At 65.8% G+C, this 17,697-nt stretch carries 12 protein-coding genes; 5 read left to right on the forward strand and 7 right to left on the reverse strand.

The window, feature by feature from the left end:
- On the reverse strand, window positions 1-5,230 hold a 5,230-nt coding region (locus DMX06_RS23350), incomplete at its 3' end, for a non-ribosomal peptide synthetase (RefSeq protein WP_146232234.1).
- A gap of 209 nt (window positions 5,231-5,439) precedes the next feature.
- Here DMX06_RS23350 and DMX06_RS23355 point away from each other — a divergent pair.
- Window positions 5,440-6,495 carry a tetratricopeptide repeat protein gene (locus DMX06_RS23355; protein WP_110739553.1) on the forward strand — a complete coding sequence of 352 codons (1,056 nt, stop codon included), beginning with the start codon at window positions 5,440-5,442 and terminating at the stop codon, window positions 6,493-6,495.
- Between the two features lie 8 nt (window positions 6,496-6,503).
- Here DMX06_RS23355 and DMX06_RS23360 read toward each other — a convergent pair whose 3' ends face one another.
- Entirely contained in the window at window positions 6,504-8,489 is a 1,986-nt protein-coding gene (locus tag DMX06_RS23360) for a hybrid sensor histidine kinase/response regulator (RefSeq protein ID WP_110739574.1), read from the reverse strand.
- Window positions 8,490-8,556: 67 nt separating this feature from the next.
- The gene (locus tag DMX06_RS23365) at window positions 8,557-9,006 is read right to left on the reverse strand and encodes a nucleoside deaminase (protein WP_110739554.1); all 450 of its coding nucleotides are present in this window, start codon (window positions 9,004-9,006) and stop codon (window positions 8,557-8,559) included.
- 145 nt (window positions 9,007-9,151) lie between these two features.
- Between DMX06_RS23365 and DMX06_RS23370 the strand changes: the two genes are divergently transcribed.
- Complete coding sequence (locus DMX06_RS23370) at window positions 9,152-9,838, forward strand: type 1 glutamine amidotransferase domain-containing protein (protein ID WP_110739555.1); 687 nt, start codon at window positions 9,152-9,154, stop codon at window positions 9,836-9,838.
- Between the two features lie 88 nt (window positions 9,839-9,926).
- Here DMX06_RS23370 and hppD read toward each other — a convergent pair whose 3' ends face one another.
- Entirely contained in the window at window positions 9,927-11,003 is a 1,077-nt protein-coding gene (gene hppD, locus DMX06_RS23375; RefSeq protein WP_110739556.1) for a 4-hydroxyphenylpyruvate dioxygenase, read from the reverse strand.
- 314 nt (window positions 11,004-11,317) lie between these two features.
- Between hppD and DMX06_RS23380 the strand changes: the two genes are divergently transcribed.
- On the forward strand, window positions 11,318-12,913 hold the full coding sequence (locus DMX06_RS23380; RefSeq protein WP_110739557.1) for an EAL domain-containing protein: 1,596 nt from the start codon (window positions 11,318-11,320) through the stop codon (window positions 12,911-12,913).
- A 34-nt stretch (window positions 12,914-12,947) separates the two neighbouring features.
- A complete protein-coding gene (gene rarD, locus DMX06_RS23385) occupies window positions 12,948-13,835 on the forward strand; it encodes an EamA family transporter RarD (protein WP_110739558.1) in 888 nt (295 codons plus the stop codon).
- Here rarD and DMX06_RS23390 read toward each other — a convergent pair.
- Window positions 13,798-15,369, reverse strand: coding sequence for a TerC family protein (locus DMX06_RS23390; protein WP_110739559.1), 1,572 nt, complete (start codon window positions 15,367-15,369; stop codon window positions 13,798-13,800). The two genes, rarD and DMX06_RS23390, sit on opposite strands and share 38 nt — an antisense overlap.
- A 260-nt stretch (window positions 15,370-15,629) precedes the next feature.
- Here DMX06_RS23390 and DMX06_RS23395 point away from each other — a divergent pair, with 260 nt between their 5' ends.
- The gene (locus DMX06_RS23395) at window positions 15,630-16,211 is read left to right on the forward strand and encodes a LysE family translocator (protein ID WP_110739560.1); all 582 of its coding nucleotides are present in this window, start codon (window positions 15,630-15,632) and stop codon (window positions 16,209-16,211) included.
- A 9-nt stretch (window positions 16,212-16,220) separates the two neighbouring features.
- On the opposite strand, the gene DMX06_RS23400 is transcribed toward DMX06_RS23395, so the two are convergent.
- Both DMX06_RS23400 and DMX06_RS23405 read right to left on the reverse strand, forming a co-directional pair.
- Complete coding sequence (locus tag DMX06_RS23400; RefSeq protein ID WP_110739561.1) at window positions 16,221-16,997, reverse strand: AraC family transcriptional regulator; 777 nt, start codon at window positions 16,995-16,997, stop codon at window positions 16,221-16,223.
- A 10-nt stretch (window positions 16,998-17,007) separates the two neighbouring features.
- Complete coding sequence (locus tag DMX06_RS23405; RefSeq protein ID WP_110739562.1) at window positions 17,008-17,550, reverse strand: helix-turn-helix domain-containing protein; 543 nt, start codon at window positions 17,548-17,550, stop codon at window positions 17,008-17,010.
- Window positions 17,551-17,697: the final 147 nt, after the last annotated feature.

Genomic DNA, 17,697 nt, shown 5'->3' on the forward strand with positions numbered 1-17,697 from the left:
CGGAGGTGTACATGATGTACGCCGCGCTGCCGGCGTCCACCGCCAGGCCCAGCGGCGCATCGGCGTAACCGCTCAGGTCGAGGCGGTCGAGTTCGACTCGGCGTGCGCCGTCCACCTGCGGCTGGTCACTGTGGGTCAGCACCAACCGCGCCTGGCTGTCGGCCACCATGAACGCCTGGCGCTCGGCCGGGGCATTGCCGTCCAGCGGCACGAACACCGCCGCGCATTTGCTTACGGCCAGCTGGGCCGCCAGCAGATCGAACGAACGTGGCAGCAGCAAGGCTACCCGGTCCCCCGCCCTCACACCCTGTTCGAGCAGGTAATAGGCCATGCGATTGGCATCGGCCTCGAGTTGGGCGAAGGTCCAGCGATGCTGGCCCTGGACCACCGCCAGCGCATCTGGTGAGTTCGTGGCCTGGACTTCGAACAACCGGTGCACGGCCAGGTCATGCGGATACTCCCGCGCCGTGACGTTGAACTGCCGCAACACGCGCTCGCGCTCCGCCTCCGGCAGGCAGTGCAGGCTGTTCAGCGCGCTCATCGGCGCCTGTTCCAACGCAGTGACCAGTTGCAACAGCGCCGAGCGCAGCAGCTGGCAGACCCGCCCACCATCCACCGGCGCCACGGCCTGCACCGTCAGCCTGAAATCATTACCGTAGTCATCGACGCTGACCACCAGCGGATAGTTGCTGCGCTCCTGGGCGGTCAGCAGCTCGATCCCCGCCCAGGCTGGACCGTGTTCGGGTTGACCGGCACTATGGCGATAGTTCAACAAGCTGGTGAACAACGCCTGGGACGCCGGCACGCCGCTGCAACGCTGGGCCAGGGCCAGGGACGCCTGCTCGTGGGCCAGCAGGCGCGCCAGGCGCTGGTGGGTCAGACGCACGCCATCGGCTGCGCCCGCAGCCCCCACGCTGACCCTCAGCGGCAAGGTGTTGATGAACATGCCCAGCGCCCGGTCGGCGCCCTCGCCGCCCTGCAGGCGACCGAGCAGCACGGTACCGAACACCACGTCCTCGCGACCGGACAGCTGCGCCAGCACTTGGCCCCAGGCCTGGTGCACCAGGCTGGCGACACTGACCCCGAGCGCCCTGGCCTGGCCACGCAGGCGAGCGCCCAGTTCCGGCTCCAACGGCTGGCGGCTTTCACCGACCAGGCCCGTATCGACCTGGGCCTCGCGCAAACCGAACACCTCGGTCGGCTCGTCGATATCGCCCAGCAGGTCACGGAACAGCGCCTCGTCTGCCTGCGGGTCGGCGCCCAGACGCGCCTGGGCCACGTAGTTGCGATACGGCACGCTGTCCGGCAGCGCCGTCTGCCCTTGCAACAAGGCACCGACCTCGGCCACCAGCTGTTCCACGGCGGTGTGGTCGAGCAAGATATGGTGCAGCAGCAAGGTCGCCTCCAGGCGCCCCGCCTGGACCTGCCTGCTCAGGCGTAGCAACGGCGCCTGTCCCAGGTCGAGTCGCAGCGTGTCCAGCGCCGGGCTCGGCACCAGCGGCGCCTCGCGCCAGACTACCTGCACGGCCTCGTCGAGGCCCTGCCAGTGCAGGCTGGTGCGCAGGATGTCGTGGCGGGCGATGACCTGGTTCAGCGCCGCAACGAACGCGTCCAGCTCGGTCTGGCCGGCAAACGCGAAACGCGCCTGCACCACGTAGGGGTCGGCGCCTTCGCTGGCCAGGTGATGGTAAAGAATGCCCTGCTGTAACGGCGCCAAGCCATAGATATCCTGGACATTGGCCACGCCACCGGGGATCTGTCGCACCAGCGTATTGATGGCGTCCTGGTCGAGGCTGGCCAGGGGCAGCATGTCCGGGGTGATCCGCGTGCAACCGACGGGGATGCGGTTGGCCGGCACGGTGACAGTCGCCCGACCGCCCACCGACGCGGCCAGCGCCGCCAGCGTGGGCTGGCTGAACAGCACCCGCACATCAGCTTCCAGCGCCTGCTGGCGCATGCGCTCGACCAGACGCACCGCCAGCAGCGAATGGCCGCCCAGTTCGAAAAAGTTGTCGTCACGCCCCACCGCCTCGACACCGAGCAGATCCGTCCAGATCGCCGCCAGGACGGCCTCGACCGGCCCCTCGGGCGCCTGGTACTGGCGCGTCGGCGCTTCGGGTGTCGGCAGGGCCTTGCGGTCGACCTTGCCGTTGGGCGTCAACGGCATGGCCTCGAGGTGGATGAACAGCGCCGGCACCATGTACTCGGGCAATTGGCCCAGCAGCGACTCGCGCAGTGCCTGCGCGGCCTGGGCCTGGCCGGTGTGGTAGGCCACCAGACGTGGGCCGCTGTGCGGGTGCTGGTGAACCAGCACCAGCGCCTCGCGCACGCCAGGCAGGCGGTTCAGGCAGGCCTCGATCTCGCCCGGTTCGATGCGCAGGCCGCGCAGCTTGACCTGATGGTCGTTGCGACCGAGGAACGCCAGGCTGCCGTCGGCGGCCTGGCGCACCAGGTCGCCGCTGCGGTACAGACGCTCGCCCTTGGCGAACGGACTGGCGATGAAGCGTTCGGCCTGTTGCTCCGGCAACCCCAGGTAGCCACGCGCCACCCCGGCGCCGCCGATATGCAGTTGGCCGGCGACGCCCCAGGGTACCGGTTGGTCGTGGGCATCGAGGACGTACAGGCGGGTGTTGTCGATGGGTCGGCCGATCGGCAACGCGCCAGGTGGAATCGGTTGTCCGGGATCCAGGGTCCAGACGCTGCAGTCGACCGTGGTTTCGGTGGGGCCGTAGACGTTGTGCAGGCGCACCTGCGGCAAACGCTGGCGAACCTGTCGAGCCAGGGCCTCGGTCAGTTCGCCGCCACCACAGACGATATCGGTCAGGCTGGTGCACTGCGCGCTGCGTGCCTGCTCGACGAACTGCTGCAACAGCGCGGGCACGAACTGCACCACGCTGACCTGCCGTTCGATGATCTCCCGCGCGACATAATCCGCGTCGCGCTGGCCGTCCGCTCGCGCCAGCACCAGACGCAACCCGCTGCCCAGCGGCCAGAACAGCTCCCATACCGAGGCGTCGAAACTGATCGGCGTCTTGTGCAGCAGCGCGCCGCCGGCGCGGGTCGGGCACAGCCCCGCGGCCCAGCGCACCAGGTTGACCACGCTGCGGTGCTCGACCATCACCCCCTTTGGCGTGCCAGTGGAGCCAGAGGTGTAGATCACATAGGCCAGGTGCCGTGGGGTGAGCCCGGTCACCCGTGGGCAGGTGGCAGGCAAGGCTTCCCAGGTCGGCTGGTCGAGGTCGACCTGCGGCACCGCCACCTCGCCCGGTACCCCGCGGGTAGCGGAGTGAACCAGCACCGCCAGTGGCGCACTGTCTTCGAGCATATGACGGATGCGCCCGACCGGGTAACCCGGGTCAAGCGGCACGTAGGCACCACCGGCCTTGAGGATGGCCAGCAGACCAACCACCATCGAAACGCCGCGCTCGACGCAGATCGCCACCCGGTCGTCGGGCTTCACCCCAAGCTCGATCAAATGATGAGCCAGGCGATTGGCCTGCTCATCGAGTTGGCGATAGCTCAGTCGCTCGCCATCGGTCTGCACCGCAATGGCTTCAGGGCGCAGTTGCGCCTGGTGTTCGAACAGGGCGTGCAGCGGCAGGTCCAGGTCATGGTCGACCACCGTGTCATTGCAGTCCACCAGCAGATGGCGACGTTCCTCAGCCGTCAGTACCGGCAGGTCCAGCAATGGCCGCTCGGGCTGCTGCTCGAGTGCCTCCACCAGCCCTTCGAAGACTTGTCGCAGCTGCCCGCACAACCGCTCGGCGCCCCAGTCGGCGAGGGTCTGGACCGTCAGGCGCAGATCCTCGCCCAGGTCATCGACGGCCAGGCTCAAGGGATAGTTGGTGCGTTCCTCGGCCCCCACCACATCGATCCCCGGCGCCACCGCGATCACGTCGGCCGCGTCGCCCGCCGCGCTGTGGCGGTAGTTGAGCATGCTGTTGAACAGCGGCGTCGGCGCCACCACGCCGCTGCAGCGCTGGGCAAGGGCCAGGGGCGCCTGCTCATGGCCGAGCAACGCCGTCAGTTGTCGATGGGTGACCAGCAGCGCCTCACGCACACCCTGCCCGTGCAGGTCGACACGCAAAGGCAGGGTGTTGATGAACATCCCCAGGGCCTGTTCGCCACCCTCGCCCGCCGCCATGCGCCCGAGCAGCACGCTGCCGAACACCACCGACTCGCGTCCGGACAGCGCTCCCAGCAGGCGCGCCAGCCCCAGGTGCATGATGCTGGCCGGGCTCACCCCAAGCAGCCGTGCCTGGGCCCGCAAGCGCTGGCTGAGGCTGGAAGCCAGGGTCAGACGGGCTTCGTCCATGGACTGACCAGCGACCTCCTGAACGCCGAAAGCCAGGGTCGGTTCGTCGATATCGGCGAGCATGGCGCCAAAGAAGGCCTCGTGGGCCTGTTCATCCTGGGCCTGCCGGCTTCTGGCGAGCAGGTCGCGGAACGGCACCGGGGCCGGCAGTCGCGCCCTCTCACCCGCCAGGTAGGCCTGGATCTCGCGGCGCACGATGTCCAGCCCGGTGTGATCCATGACGGTGTGGTGGAACAGCAGCAAGGCCAGTACTTCGCCGTCGCGAGCCTGGGCATGCACCAGGCGCAGTAGCGGCGCCTGGCCAAGGTCCATGCGGTAGTGATGAGTGTCGAAGCGCGCCCGCAGCTGACCCAGCACCTCCTCGTCGCCGTTCGGTTCGACCGCCTCGCAGACCAGCGGCGCCCTGCGCCACACCACCTGCAGCGGCTGGTCCAGGTACTCCCAGGCCAGCGCCGTGCGCAGGATGTCATGGCGCTGGATTACCCAGTCGAGCGCCTCGGCGAACGCCTGCAGGCGCGCGGGGCTGGCGAAGCGCAGTTGCGCCTGCAGCACATAGGGGTCGCCGTCGGCCGCCGTGAGGTGGTGGTAGAGCATGCCCTCCTGCAGCGGCGCCAGCGGGTAGATGTCCTGCAGATTGGCCGCGCCGCCGGGTACCGTGGCGACAATCCGGTCAATGGCCGCCTGGTCGAGGCCGGCCAGGGGCAACATCTGCGGCGTAATGCGCAACGCCGGGCTCAACCAGCCATGATCCAGGCCGGCGAGCATCTCCAGCAGCGCCGGCTTGTGGGCCGCCAACGCGTCCCACAGGGCGTCATCGAGCGTGTCTTCATCGCCTTCGACGATCAGGTCGGCCTCCTCGCGCTGGAGTCGGATCGCACGGGTGGAGAGCGCTGCCATGAGTTCGCTGAAGAGCATTGGTGAGCATCCTGCTTTAGCCAGTCGGAAATGCTCGGAACGCTAATGGATCGTGGGGGCGCGGGCTGACATGGGAAGGGGGGACAACGGCAGGCCGGCAGGTACTCGGCAGGGGCGTCGCCGCGCCTGGGAGATCGAGCGCTGCCCGATCATTGCAATTACCCCCCGCCTGCCCCAAGCTCTGCCGTACCGCCATCACGGACCGCCAGATGCAACGACGCCACCTTCTCCTGATCGCCCTGCTGCTTCTGCTGGTGCTGCCCATCGCGATCGGCTACCTGTGGCGTGACCAGCAGCCTGCGGCGCCCAGCCTGCCAGCGCACAGCTACGCCAAGGCACTGCGCCAGGCCCATGACGGGCTGCCGGGCGCCGCCAGGGTGCTCTACCAGCAGTTGCAACGCGACGACCTGCCACCGATCCGACGCGCCGCGCTGTATGCCGAACTGCCCAACTATCCGTCGCCACTCGCACTGAAGCTGGCCCAGCAGGACCTGGAACACGCCGACCCGCTGGTTCGCCGCGCCGCCATCGCCAGCATCCACCGCCTGCTGCCCGCCGCCCAGCGCAGCCTGGTACTGGGTCCGCTCCTGGAGGATGACGAGCAAAGCGTACGCTTCGCCGCGGTCGACGCCCTGCTCGGCCTCGACCCCGACGCCATCGGTCTGTACTTCGGGCCCTTGCAGGACGCCTTGGAACAGTACGAGCAGACCCTGGAACAACAGCCCGACGACGCCGCGGCCCAGGTTCACCTGGCCCGCCTGTACATGCATGAGCAGGCCTACGATGCCGCCGCCAGGGCCCTGCAGCGCAGCCTGGCGGTGGCCCCCGAAGGCTTGGACGCCTTGGCCACCCAGGTACGCCTGCTGGAACAACAAGGCCGTCACGACGCCTCCCGCGAAGTGCTGGCCAAGGCCCTGGCGCTGCGCCCGGACTCGGCGTTCCTGCAATATGAGCTGGGGCTGTGGCTGACCCGCCACGAGCAACAGGAATACGCCTTGCTCGCCTTGGCACGCGCGGTCGAACTGGAACCGGAAAACAACGACTATCGCTACACCCTGGCCGTCACCCTGCACCAGCTTGAACAGGTAGACGCCGCGCAGAAACAGTTGGAGACCGTGCTCAATCGCCAGCCGGCCAACCGCCGGGCTCGGGTATTGCTGATCGAGTACTGGAAGGAAACCGGCCAATTGCAGAATGTCCAGGTCCTGCTGGCCGAGTTGGAGCGGCAGAACCCGGACGACCCTTTCCTGCAGCAAGGGCTCTGACGATAGCCTCAGGCCTGCAACATACGCTGAACCTGCGTGACCAGCGTCTGCAACGAGAACGGCTTGAACATCAGCGCCGTGCCCGGTTCGTCGAGCAATGCCTGCTCGACCGGGTCACTGGTGAAGCCGGTGATGAACAGGATCTTCTGTTCCGGCTTCATCATGCGCAGTGCCTTGGCCACCTGGCGTCCACTGAAGCCTCCTGGCAAACCGATATCGGTAATCACCAGATCGAACGGAGCGCCCCGCCTGAACTCTGCCAGCGCGCCATTGCCATCGGCCACGTCGCACACCTCGAAGCCGCACTCAACCAAGGCCTCCTTCATCAGGCCGCGCAGGCTGACTTCGTCATCGACCAATAGCAAGCGCATGCCCTGGACTTGAAGCGGCACCATGTCCAACTTGACGGCCTCAGGCTGCGGCCCCGAATGGCGCGGGAACATCAACACCACCCGGGTGCCCTGCTCCAGGGTCGATTCGATCCACACCTGCCCTCCAGACTGGTGCACGAAACCGTGGACCATGGGCAGCCCAAGCCCCGAACCCTGCCCCAAAGGCTTGGTGGTGAAGAACGGCTCGAAGGCCCTGGCTACCTCATTGCGCGACATGCCGTGGCCATTGTCCTCGATGTGCAACATGACGTAGTCGCCTGCCGGCAGGCTTGCCGGCCCTCCTTCATTCAACACCAAGCGCTCGTTGCAAGTCCTGATCGTCACGGTGCCCTTGCCCAGACAGGCATCCCTGGCATTGCTGCACAGGTGCAGGAGGGCGTTGCGCAACTGATCGGGATCGACCTGCAACAGCCAGGGCGCGACGTCCAACTGCCACTCCAGGCGCATCTCGGCGCCGAGGGTCTGACGCAACATCGGTTCCGCCTCCTGCAGCAGGCGGTTGATGTTCAGGGGATTGGGCGACAATGGCTGGCTGCGGGCAAAAGCCAGCAGGTTCTGGGTCAGGCCGATGGCGCGCTGGGCACACTCCCGAGCCAGTTGCACGTACTCCTCGACACGCTCCATCCGCCCCTGTGCCAGTCGCCGTTCGAGCAGTTCCAGGCTGCTACCGACACCGGACAGCACGTTGTTCATTTCGTGCGCCAGTCCACCCGCCACCTTTACCACGCTTTCCATGCGCTGGCCTTCCCGCACCGCGGCATCGGCCAGGCGCTGGACCGCATGGCGGTCCTCGGTGATGTCCCGCCCTACCAGTGCAGGCAGCGCTTCATTGGCGACACCCGTCCAGCGGAACCAGCAATAATGGCCTTCGTTGTGGCGAAGCCGCGCGTCGAACGCCGTCATGCCCTGTCCCTGCAAAAGCGCCGTCAACGCCAGTTGGGCTTCGGTACGATCGGCGGGGTGAAACAGTTCGGGCAGCGGCAGCTTCAGGTGTGATGCATTACACCAGCCCAGCAGGCGCTGCCAGGCCGGATTGGCCGAGCGCACGCGCAGATCGCTGTCGAGCATCAACATCACATCGGGCGACAGTTGCCAGATATGTTCAGGATCGCTCAGGTACTGATCCAGGCGCGCCTCGAAGGAAAGGGCCAATTCGCGCCATTCACGACCGGTCTCCACACTGGCGGTGGTCTCGATCAGGGCGTGAAGGAAACCGGCGACCTCGCCCTGGTCGTCACGGATCGGCGAATAACAACCCGTCACCCAGGCCGTCGCCATGAAGCCTGCTCGATTGACAGGCAGTGGCGCGTCTTCGATCAGGCTGCCCTGTCCCTCGAGCACCTTGAATACCGCCGCGCCCATGTCCTCCCAGTTATGTGCCCAGAGCGCGTCGAAGGCGCGGCCCTGATGGCCAGTGCTACCGCCCAGCAGCACCTGGTAGGGTTCATTGTGTATGACCGTCAGTGCCGGGCCCCAGACCAGCGCACAGGGGAACGGCGACAGCAGCATCATATCGACGGCGACGCGCAGGGTGGGTGGCCAGGATGTCAGCGCTCCCAGCGATGTCGCGCTCCAGTCGAGGTTGCCAATGACATCCCCCATCGAAGCCAGAGGACTCGCCGGGGGTGCCAGGTGAATGACCTGGACATCCCCGCCGGCGACATTCAGGTCAGCGGCCAATATCTTCGTCCCACAGCTCGGGCTTTTCCTCGATGAACCGGCGCATCAACGCCTTGCAGGCCTCATCGTCGTGTACCTCCAGGCGCACGCCCCGGCTGCCGAGCAGTTGCTCCTCCCCCATGAACGTGGTGTTTTCACCGATGACCACATGCTTGATGCCATACAGCAGGATAGCGCCGCTGCACATCGCGCAAGGCGACAAGGTGGTATAGAGGGTGGACTCCTGGTACACCCGGGCCGGCTGTCGGCCGGCATTTTCCAGGGCATCCATCTCGCCATGCAGGATGGCGCTGCCATTCTGCACCCGGCGATTGTGTCCGCGGCCGATGATCCTGCCATCGTGCACCAATACCGAGCCGATCGGGATCCCCCCCTCCTCGAGCCCCTTGCAGGCCTCGTCGATGGCGGCCTGCAGGAAAGCGCAAGTGTCCTGTTCCATGGTTTCTCCCCGGTAATACGTCGGTTCTGCAGGAGACTAGCACAGCGCCAGCCGCCATGGCGCATTGCGTGGCGGGGGCTATGCTGATAGGGCTTTCGATGTTGCTGGCCAACCGTTCTTCCATGGATTCGACGGGCATGCGCACATGAACAAGAAGCTTCTGGTCGTGCTGACCAATACCGCCAAGTACCCCACCATCCCGCGCGCCACAGGGCTGTGGCTGGGCGAGGCCGTGCACTTCGTCGACAAGGTGCAGCAGGCAGGCTTTGTCGTCGACTACGTCAGCCCGGCGGGTGGCTACGTGCCCATCGACCCGCACAGCCTGCGCATGGCGCCAGAGCTGGACTGGCAGTGGTACGACGACAAGACCTTCATGAACCGCCTGGGCGCCACATTGAGCCCCGGCCAGGTCAAGGCTGAACAGTACAGCGCGATCTACTACACCGGTGGGCACGGCGTGATGTGGGACTTCCCCGACAATCAGCCGCTGCAAGAACTTGCACGGCGCATCCATGAGCGCGGCGGCGCGGTCGCCGCGGTCTGCCATGGCGTGGTCGGTCTGCTCAATATCAAGCTCAGCGACAACAGCCTGCTGCTCAAGGGACGCAAGGTCACCGGTTTCTCCAACACCGAGGAGAAGCTGGTTGAACTGGACGAGGTGGTGCCGTTCCTGACCGAAAACGAGCTGGGCGCCCGCGGCGGTGAGTACAGCAAGGCGGACGATCCCTGGGGGCCCTTCGTGGTGGAGGATGGCAGCCTGATCACCGGGCAGAACCCGGCCTCCACCTCCGGTGTGGCTGAGGCGGTCATTCGCTTCTTACGTAACCGGTAGCCGCCACAAAAGCATCGCGGGGCCATCCCGCTCCCACATTCACGTGGGAGCGGGATGGCCCCGCCATGGGTTTCGAGCCTGAGAAGGGTTACTCGACGCTCAGCACGCCGCGTCGCACCTGGTCACGCTCGATCGACTCGAACAGCGCCTTGAAGTTGCCCTCACCGAAGCCGTCATCGCCCTTGCGCTGGATGAACTCGAAGAACACCGGGCCCAGCAGGGTTTCCGAGAAGATCTGCAGCAGCAGGCGCTTGTCATTTGGCGCGGAGGCGCCATCGAGCAGGATGCCGCGGGCCTGCAGTTGCTCGACCGGCTCACCGTGCCCCGGCAGGCGCTCTTCGAGCATTTCGTAGTAGGTCTGCGGCGGCGGGGTCATGAAGCGCATGCCCAGGCCCTTGAGCGCGTCCCAGGTCTTGAGCAGGTCGTCGGTGAGGAAGGCCACGTGCTGGATGCCTTCGCCATTGAACTGCATCAGGAACTCTTCGATCTGCCCCGAACCCTTGGACGATTCCTCGTTGAGCGGGATGCGGATCATGCCGTCCGGCGCGGTCATCGCCTTGGAGGTCAGGCCGGTGTACTCGCCCTTGATGTCGAAGTAGCGGATCTCGCGGAAGTTGAACAGCTTCTCATAGAAGCCGGCCCAATAGGACATGCGCCCGCGATAGACGTTGTGGGTCAGGTGGTCGATGATCTTCAGGCCCGCGCCGACCGGGTTGCGGTCCACGCCTTCGATGAACTTGAAGTCGATGTCGTAGATCGAGCTGCCTTCTTCGTAGCGGTCGATCAGGTACAGCGGCGCGCCACCGATACCCTTGATCGCCGGCAGGCGCAGTTCCATCGGGCCGGTTTCGATTTCCACCGGCTGGGCGCCCAGTTCCAGGGCGCGGGCGTAGGCTTCATGGGCGTTGCGTACGCGAAAGGCCATGCCGCACACCGACGGGCCGTGCTCGGCGGCGAAGTACGAGGCGATGCTCTTGGGCTCGTTGTTCAGGATCAGATTGATGCCGCCCTGGCGATACAGGTGCACATCCTTGGAGCGGTGGCTGGCCACCTTGGTGAAACCGAGAATCTGGAATACCGGCTCGAGCACGCCGGGGGTCGGCGAAGCGAGCTCGATGAATTCGAAGCCTTCCAGGCCCATCGGGTTGTCGAAGATATCTGCCATGTGGGTGTCCTCATCTTTAAGCGAAAAACGGTTGATTACAGGCTTTGGATGTGGAGATGGCGTGGTGGTGAGCAAGGGATCCCGCGCACGCTGCGGGCCAGGAAGTCACCAATGATCAGCTTGAACCCATGGTATGTCATATGGACCCATTCTCGGCGGGCTTGATTCCCCGGGAGGCGGAGAACCTTATTGTTGTATTCGTAACCCGATTCTACATTGCGTAAATTTGTTTGTCGCGTTTTAGTTCGCAGATTGTTCCGACAAACGGCTATTCTCAGCATCATTCCGTTGCCTTGCAGAAGGTTCGCCCGCACATGCCCCTGACCGCCAAACGCCCCGCCCGCTGGAGCTGGCGCGCCCTGCTGCCCTGGGGCATCGGAATGCTGCCGTTGCTGTGCGGGCTGGCGGTGATGCGCTGGCAGACCGAACAGGAACTGCAGGCCAGCAGCCGAGCTACCGCTCGTGAAGTGGGCAAGCATGTCGAAGAGATCCTCGACAGCCTGTCCACCGCCGCCCATCAACTGTTGCCCAAGGCAGGTCTACCCTGCGACCAGGTGCAACTGGCACTGCGCGTCGAGGTAACACGCAACGCCTTTGTGCGCTCGACCAACCTGTTCGACCACGACCGTCTGTACTGCACCTCACTGTTCGGTGACTTCGACGAGCCGGTGGATGCCAGGGACTATACCAATGGCCAACTGTGGCTGATGAACGGCAACACGGTCACCCCGGGACAGCCTCTTCTGGTCTATCGCATCAATCAGGAAGGCCGTGGCGACCGGGGCGTGATCACCACGGTGGATGGCCGCCACCTGCTCACCGCGCTGCACCTGATCGGCGCCGACAATCTGGTGAAGGTGCATGTCGGCAATCACTGGATGGGCAGCGATGGTCAAGTGCACGACGGCGATCCGCCAGTCGCTGCCATCGCCGCCGGCCGGTATGCCTCCACCCGTTATCCGTTCCACGTGCACACCGGCTATGGTGAGGGCAAGCGAGCAGCACTTATGCGCTCGCACTATCCCGCCCTGCTGAGCCTGCTCTTGATGCTGGGCGTGGCGGCCGGTGCCGCCTGCCGCTGGCAGATCCGCCGCGCCAGCTCATCCCGTGGCGAGCTTGACCGGGCCTTGGACGCCGACGAATTCGTGCCGTATTTCCAACCGGTGGTGCGCAAGGGCGACTACCGCTGGGCCGGTGTCGAGGTACTGATGCGCTGGCAGCACCCCCGCGAAGGACTGGTGCGGCCTGACCTGTTCATTCCCTACGCCGAGCATAGCGGCCAGATCGTCGCCATGACCCGCGCCTTGATGCTGCACACGGCCCAGGCCCTGGCCCCGCATGCGGCCCTGCTGGAGGATGGCTTTCACATCGGCATCAACATCACCGCCGACCATTGCCGCGACCTGGGCCTGCTCGACGACTGCCAGACCTTCCTCCAGCACTTCCCGCCCGGGCGCGTGGTGCTGACCCTGGAGCTGACCGAGCGCAAACTGATCGAGCCGACTCCGGTGACCCTTGAGTTGTTCGAAAAGCTGCACGCCATGGGCGTCATGATCGCCCTGGACGACTTCGGCACCGGCCAGTCCAGCCTCAACTACCTGCGCCAGTTCAAGGTCGACTACCTGAAGATCGACCAGAGCTTCGTCGCCATGATCGGCGGCGACGCGCTGTCCCAGCACATCCTTGACACCATCATCGAACTCTCGGCCAAGCTGGCCCTGGGCATCGTCGCCGAAGGCGTGGAGACCGAGGTGCAGCGCGACTACCTGGCAGGCCACGGGGTGGACTTCCAGCAGGGCTACCTGTTCGCCCGCCCCATGCCCGCCGACGAACTGCTGCTGGCCCTGGCCGCCCAGCCGGGCAGCCCGCAGTTGCTGCCGGGCAACGCCCCTGAGATCATGCGCGGCTGATCCGCCCGCTCACTTCCCGTTTTCCGAGGCATTCGTGTCAAAAGGCATTCTTTCGTCGGTCATGGCGTCCTGTCTGTTCGCCGTGATGTACTTCTATACCTCCTTCCTCAAACCCCTGGACGGCGAGGAGATCTTCGGCTGGCGCACCCTGCTGACCTTGCCCTGCCTGACGCTGTTCATGCTGGTCTCGAAGGACTGGAAGCGGGTCGGCGAGCTGCTCGGGCGGGTGCGTCGCACACCGCTGCTGCTGCTCGGCATGGTCGGCACCTCGTGGCTGATGGGCGTGCAGTTGTGGCTGTTCCTCTGGGCGCCCCTGCATGGGCGCAGCCTGGAAGTGTCGATGGGCTACTTCCTGCTGCCGTTGGCCATGGTGCTGACCGGACGGCTGGTATACGGCGAACGCCTGTCGCGCCTGCAGAAGGTCGCGGTGGGCTTTGCCACGCTGGGGGTTGGCCACGAGCTGTACCAGCACGGCAGCTTTGCCTGGGAAACCCTACTGGTGATGATCGGCTACCCGATCTACTTCGTGCTGCGCAGACGCTGTCGCACCGACCACCTGGGCGGCCTGTGGTGCGACATGTGCCTGTTGCTGCCCTGGGCCCTGTACTTCGTGATCCAGGGCCCGCTGTCAGCGGCGGACCTGACCGAGCACCCGGGCCTGTACGGGCTGATCCCGCTGCTCGGGGCGATCAGTGCCTGCGCCCTGATCGCCTATGTGCTGGCCAGCCGCCTGTTGCCGTTCAGCCTGTTCGGCCTGCTCAGCTACGTCGAGCCGGTGCTGCTGGTGGGCGTGGCCCTGCTGCTGGGCGAGACCATCGGCCCGGACCAATGGCTGACCTACCTGCCGATCTGGGCTGCCGTGCTGGTACTGGTGCTCGAAGGCTTCAAGCACCTGCTGCGTCAGCGTCGGCGCTCGGTGTAAGGCGCACCTGGCGCACCCGGCGCTCCTCCACCGTGACCACGGTCATGACCCAGCCATTCCAGGCCAGGCGGTCACCGACCACCGGCAGACGGTCCAGCAGGCTCATCACCAGGCCCGCGAGGGTCTGGTAGTCCTCGGTGGCGCGAGCGGAAAAGCCGGTGCGTGCCTGTACCTGGGCCAGGTTCAGCGCGCCGTTGACGACGAAGCCGCCCTCCTCCTCGACCACGCCCGGGCCCTCCACCTCGCTGGCGTCCGGCAGTTCACCGGCGATCGACTCGAGGATGTCGGTCATGGTCAGCACACCGGTGAAGTCACCGAACTCGTTGACCACGAAGGCGATGTGCGTCGACTGCCCGCGCATCTGTTCCAGGGCGTTGAGGATGCTGAAGCTCTCCAGCAGATTCAGCGGGGCCCGGGCCAGGGTTTCCAGCTCGGGCTGGTTGCCGGCCAGCAACTCCCTGAGCAGCTCCTTCTTGTGCACGAAGCCCAGCGGCTCGTCGATACCGCCGTCGCGAATCAGTGGCAGACGCGAGTAGGACGAGTTGACCAGCATCTGGGTGATCGCCTCGGCCGGCTGCGACAGGTCGATGGCATCGACCTTGGCCCGCACCGTCATCACCGTGCGGATCGGCCGCTCGGCCAGGTTGAGCACGCCACTGATCATCACCCGCTCGCGGCGGTCGAAGACCACCTGCTCGTCACCACCGGCCACCAGGTCGGCGATCTCCTCGCCCACCTCGTCGGCCTCGACCCGGCGCCCGCCCATCAGGCGCAGCACCGCGTGGGCGGTACGTTCACGCAGCGGCCGATGCTGATGCAGGCTGCGCTTGCGGCGGGCACGGGCCAGCTGGTTGAACAGCTCGATCAGCAGCGAGAAGCCGATGGCTGCGTACAGGTAACCTTTCGGGATATGGAAGCCCAGGCCCTCGGCAGTCAGGCTGAAGCCGATCATCATCAGGAAGCCCAGGCACAGCATGATCACTGTCGGGTGTTCGTTGACGAAGCGGGTCAGCGGCTTGCTGGCGACGATCATGATACCGATAGAGAAGATCACCGCGATCATCATCACCGACAGCTGTTCGACCATGCCCACGGCCGTGATCACCGCGTCCAGCGAGAACACCGCGTCGAGCACCACGATCTGCGCGACGATTGGCCAGAACGCCGCGTGACGGGTCACCCCGCCGCTCTGGGCGACATGGCCCTCGAGGCGTTCGTGCAGTTCCATGGTGGCCTTGAACAACAGGAACACACCACCGAACAGCATGATCAGGTCACGGCCGGAGAAGGTCTTGCCGAGCACCTCGATCAGCGGCGCGGTGAGGGTCACCATCCACGAGATGCTGGCCAACAGGCCCAGACGCATGATCAGCGCCAGCGACAGGCCAATCACCCGGGCGCGGTCACGCTGGTGCGGCGGCAGCTTGTCGGCAAGGATGGCGATGAACACCAGGTTGTCGATACCCAGCACCAGCTCGAGGACGATAAGCGTCAACAGGCCCAGCCAGGCCGTGGGGTCGGCTAGCCATTCCATTAGCGGGTACTCACAAGGGCGGCGTCACGAGGACGGAGGAAGGAAGGCCGGGACGGCCAGGGACTGGGGGGCTCCGCGAAGGTGCTCATATAGACCTTGATAGAAAATAGGGAAGTCGATCCTACAATCGAAGCAGATTTCCCTGATAGCGCAAAACTATTACAAAAGCTGTAACAGGTGTGGCGGGGCATTTTTGTTCAATACCCATGTCACGGCCTCGGCCAGGATAGCCATGCCATCCACCCCACAAGGAAACCTTCATGAGCCTGACATTGTCCATGGCCGCCTTCGCCCTGGCCGCCTCCATCTCCCCTGGCCCGGTCAACATCGTCGCCCTCGGCAGCGGCGCGCGCCATGGCCTGCGGGCCAGCATCGGGCATGCGGCCGGGGCCACCCTGGGCTTCTGCCTGCTGCTGGTACTGGTGGGGCTGGGCGTACATGAGTTGTTGCTGCGCTGGCCGTTGCTGGGGCGGCTGCTGCACTGGGGTGGCGTGCTGTTTCTGCTGTACATGGCCTGGAAACTGGCCAGCGACGATGGCGGACTGGGTGCCGACGATGCCCCACGGGCGCCCAGCGCCTGGCAAGGCGCGGCCATGCAGTGGCTGAGCCCAAAGGCCTGGCTGGCGGCGGTCGCCGGGATCGGTGCCTACACCGGCGGCGAGCAGCAGTTGCTGTGGCTGTTCACCTGGATCTACGGGCCGATCTGCTTCGTCTCGGTGGCCAGTTGGGCCTGGGCCGGCAGCGTGATCCGCCAGTATCTGGGCGAGCCGTGGCGGATGCGCCTGCTCAATCGGGTGCTGGCAGGGTTGCTGGTGGCGAGTGCGTTGTACCTGATGGTGTGATCCTGGCTTTCAGCCATTGCGATAATGCCCCGGCGTGGTCGCCAGGTGGCGCTTGAAGGCCCGCTGCAGATGCGCCTGGTCGGCGAACCCCGCCTCCAGCGCCACCTCGGCGATCGGCCTGCCGGCCCGCAGTTGTGCCCGGGCATGCTGCACCCGCTGGTCGAGCAGGTAGCCATGGGGCGTCAGGCCGAAGCGCTTGCCGAACGCGCGGATCAGGTAGGCCCGCGACAGCCCCGCTGCGGCGCAGATGTCGTCCAGCGTCAGCGGGTCGAGGCGATGGGCACGGATGAACGCGGCGGCCAGCTCAAGGCGTGGATGGCGAGCAGGCTGGCCGCTCGCGTCGGCCTCCAGTACCTGCGGCAAGGCACTGAAGAATGCCTCCAACTGCGCCTCCCGGCCCTCGTTGCCGGGCTCGAACAGCCCGCCGAACAGCGCCAGCAACTGCCCGTACAGCGCCGCCGACGTGCTCAAGGTCGCCGAGGGCAGCGCGAAGCCACGCGCCAGCAGCCAGGGCATGTCGACGAACAGCATCAGGTACGACCAGGGCTCGCCCTGGATCGGGTTGCAGGTGTGCACGACGCCCGGGTTCATCAGCACCGTGGTCCCCGCCGCCACCTCGTGTCGGGCGTTGCCGGTCAGATAGGTGCTGCGCCCGCCGGTGATCACGCCGATGGAGAAGCTCTCATGGGAATGGGCGGCGTAGCACACCTGGCGACCGTCCCCCACACGCCGGGCTTCGACGAAGGGCAATGCCGGATCACGCCAGAACCGCGAGACCTCGATCATCGCCCCGCCCTCACCCCTCGCTGCCCTGCACCACCACCAGCAACTGCGCCTGGCGCTCGCCGACCGAACGCAGGCGGTGCGGCGTCTGGGCATTGAAATGCAGGGCGTCGCCCGCCTCCAGCAGCACCCGCTCGCTCATGAAGTCCACCTCCACCTGTCCCTCGTGGACGAACAAAAACTCCTCGCCTTCGTGCTCCTTGAAGGTCGGGTCGCTGAACGCGGTCGGCGGCTGGATCAGGAACGGCAGCAGGCTGCGCTGGCCGACCTGCGAGGTCAGCACCGCATACCCTGGCCCCTCGCCGCCGCCTACCAACGCCTGGCGCTCGCCCCGGCGCACCAGGCTGTAGCGCGCCTGGCTGTCGTGCTCGCCGTCGAACAGCTCCTCGACATTGACGTTCAACGCCCGCGCCAGCTTCAGCGCGGCGGCGATCGACGGCGTGTTGAGGCCGCGCTCGACCTTGGACAGGTAACTCTTGGTCATGCCGGATTTCTCAGCCAGCTGCTCAAGGGTGATGCCCAGTTTCTTTCTCAGCAGTTTCAGTCGGATAGACATGTGACGCGGGTTTCCCGAACAAACGCACTTGCTTATGACACTTTGTGTCATATAGGATTATTTGTGTCATCTGATGGCTCGCCCCCTCACCGTCCAAAGCTCGGGGGCGAGCCAGCCCTGACATCCGTCATCACGCCACAGAGGAAA

The organism is Pseudomonas mosselii, from assembly GCF_003205295.1.
GTDB classification, from domain to species: domain Bacteria; phylum Pseudomonadota; class Gammaproteobacteria; order Pseudomonadales; family Pseudomonadaceae; genus Aquipseudomonas; species Aquipseudomonas mosselii_B.

Bases quoted from the DNA above. Each gene is read 5' to 3' on its own strand.
- DMX06_RS23370 (WP_110739555.1), top strand. From the start codon at position 9,152: ATGAACAAGAAGCTTCTGGTCGTGCTGACCAATACCGCCAAGTACCCC.
- hppD (WP_110739556.1), bottom strand. From the start codon at position 11,003: ATGGCAGATATCTTCGACAACCCGATGGGCCTGGAAGGCTTCGAATTC.
- DMX06_RS23405 (WP_110739562.1), bottom strand. From the start codon at position 17,550: ATGTCTATCCGACTGAAACTGCTGAGAAAGAAACTGGGCATCACCCTT.
- DMX06_RS23380 (WP_110739557.1), top strand. From the start codon at position 11,318: ATGCCCCTGACCGCCAAACGCCCCGCCCGCTGGAGCTGGCGCGCCCTG.
- DMX06_RS23400 (WP_110739561.1), bottom strand. From the start codon at position 16,997: ATGATCGAGGTCTCGCGGTTCTGGCGTGATCCGGCATTGCCCTTCGTC.
- DMX06_RS23395 (WP_110739560.1), top strand. From the start codon at position 15,630: ATGAGCCTGACATTGTCCATGGCCGCCTTCGCCCTGGCCGCCTCCATC.
- DMX06_RS23355 (WP_110739553.1), top strand. From the start codon at position 5,440: ATGCAACGACGCCACCTTCTCCTGATCGCCCTGCTGCTTCTGCTGGTG.
- DMX06_RS23365 (WP_110739554.1), bottom strand. From the start codon at position 9,006: ATGGAACAGGACACTTGCGCTTTCCTGCAGGCCGCCATCGACGAGGCC.
- DMX06_RS23390 (WP_110739559.1), bottom strand. From the start codon at position 15,369: ATGGAATGGCTAGCCGACCCCACGGCCTGGCTGGGCCTGTTGACGCTT.
- DMX06_RS23360 (WP_110739574.1), bottom strand. From the start codon at position 8,489: ATGGGGGATGTCATTGGCAACCTCGACTGGAGCGCGACATCGCTGGGA.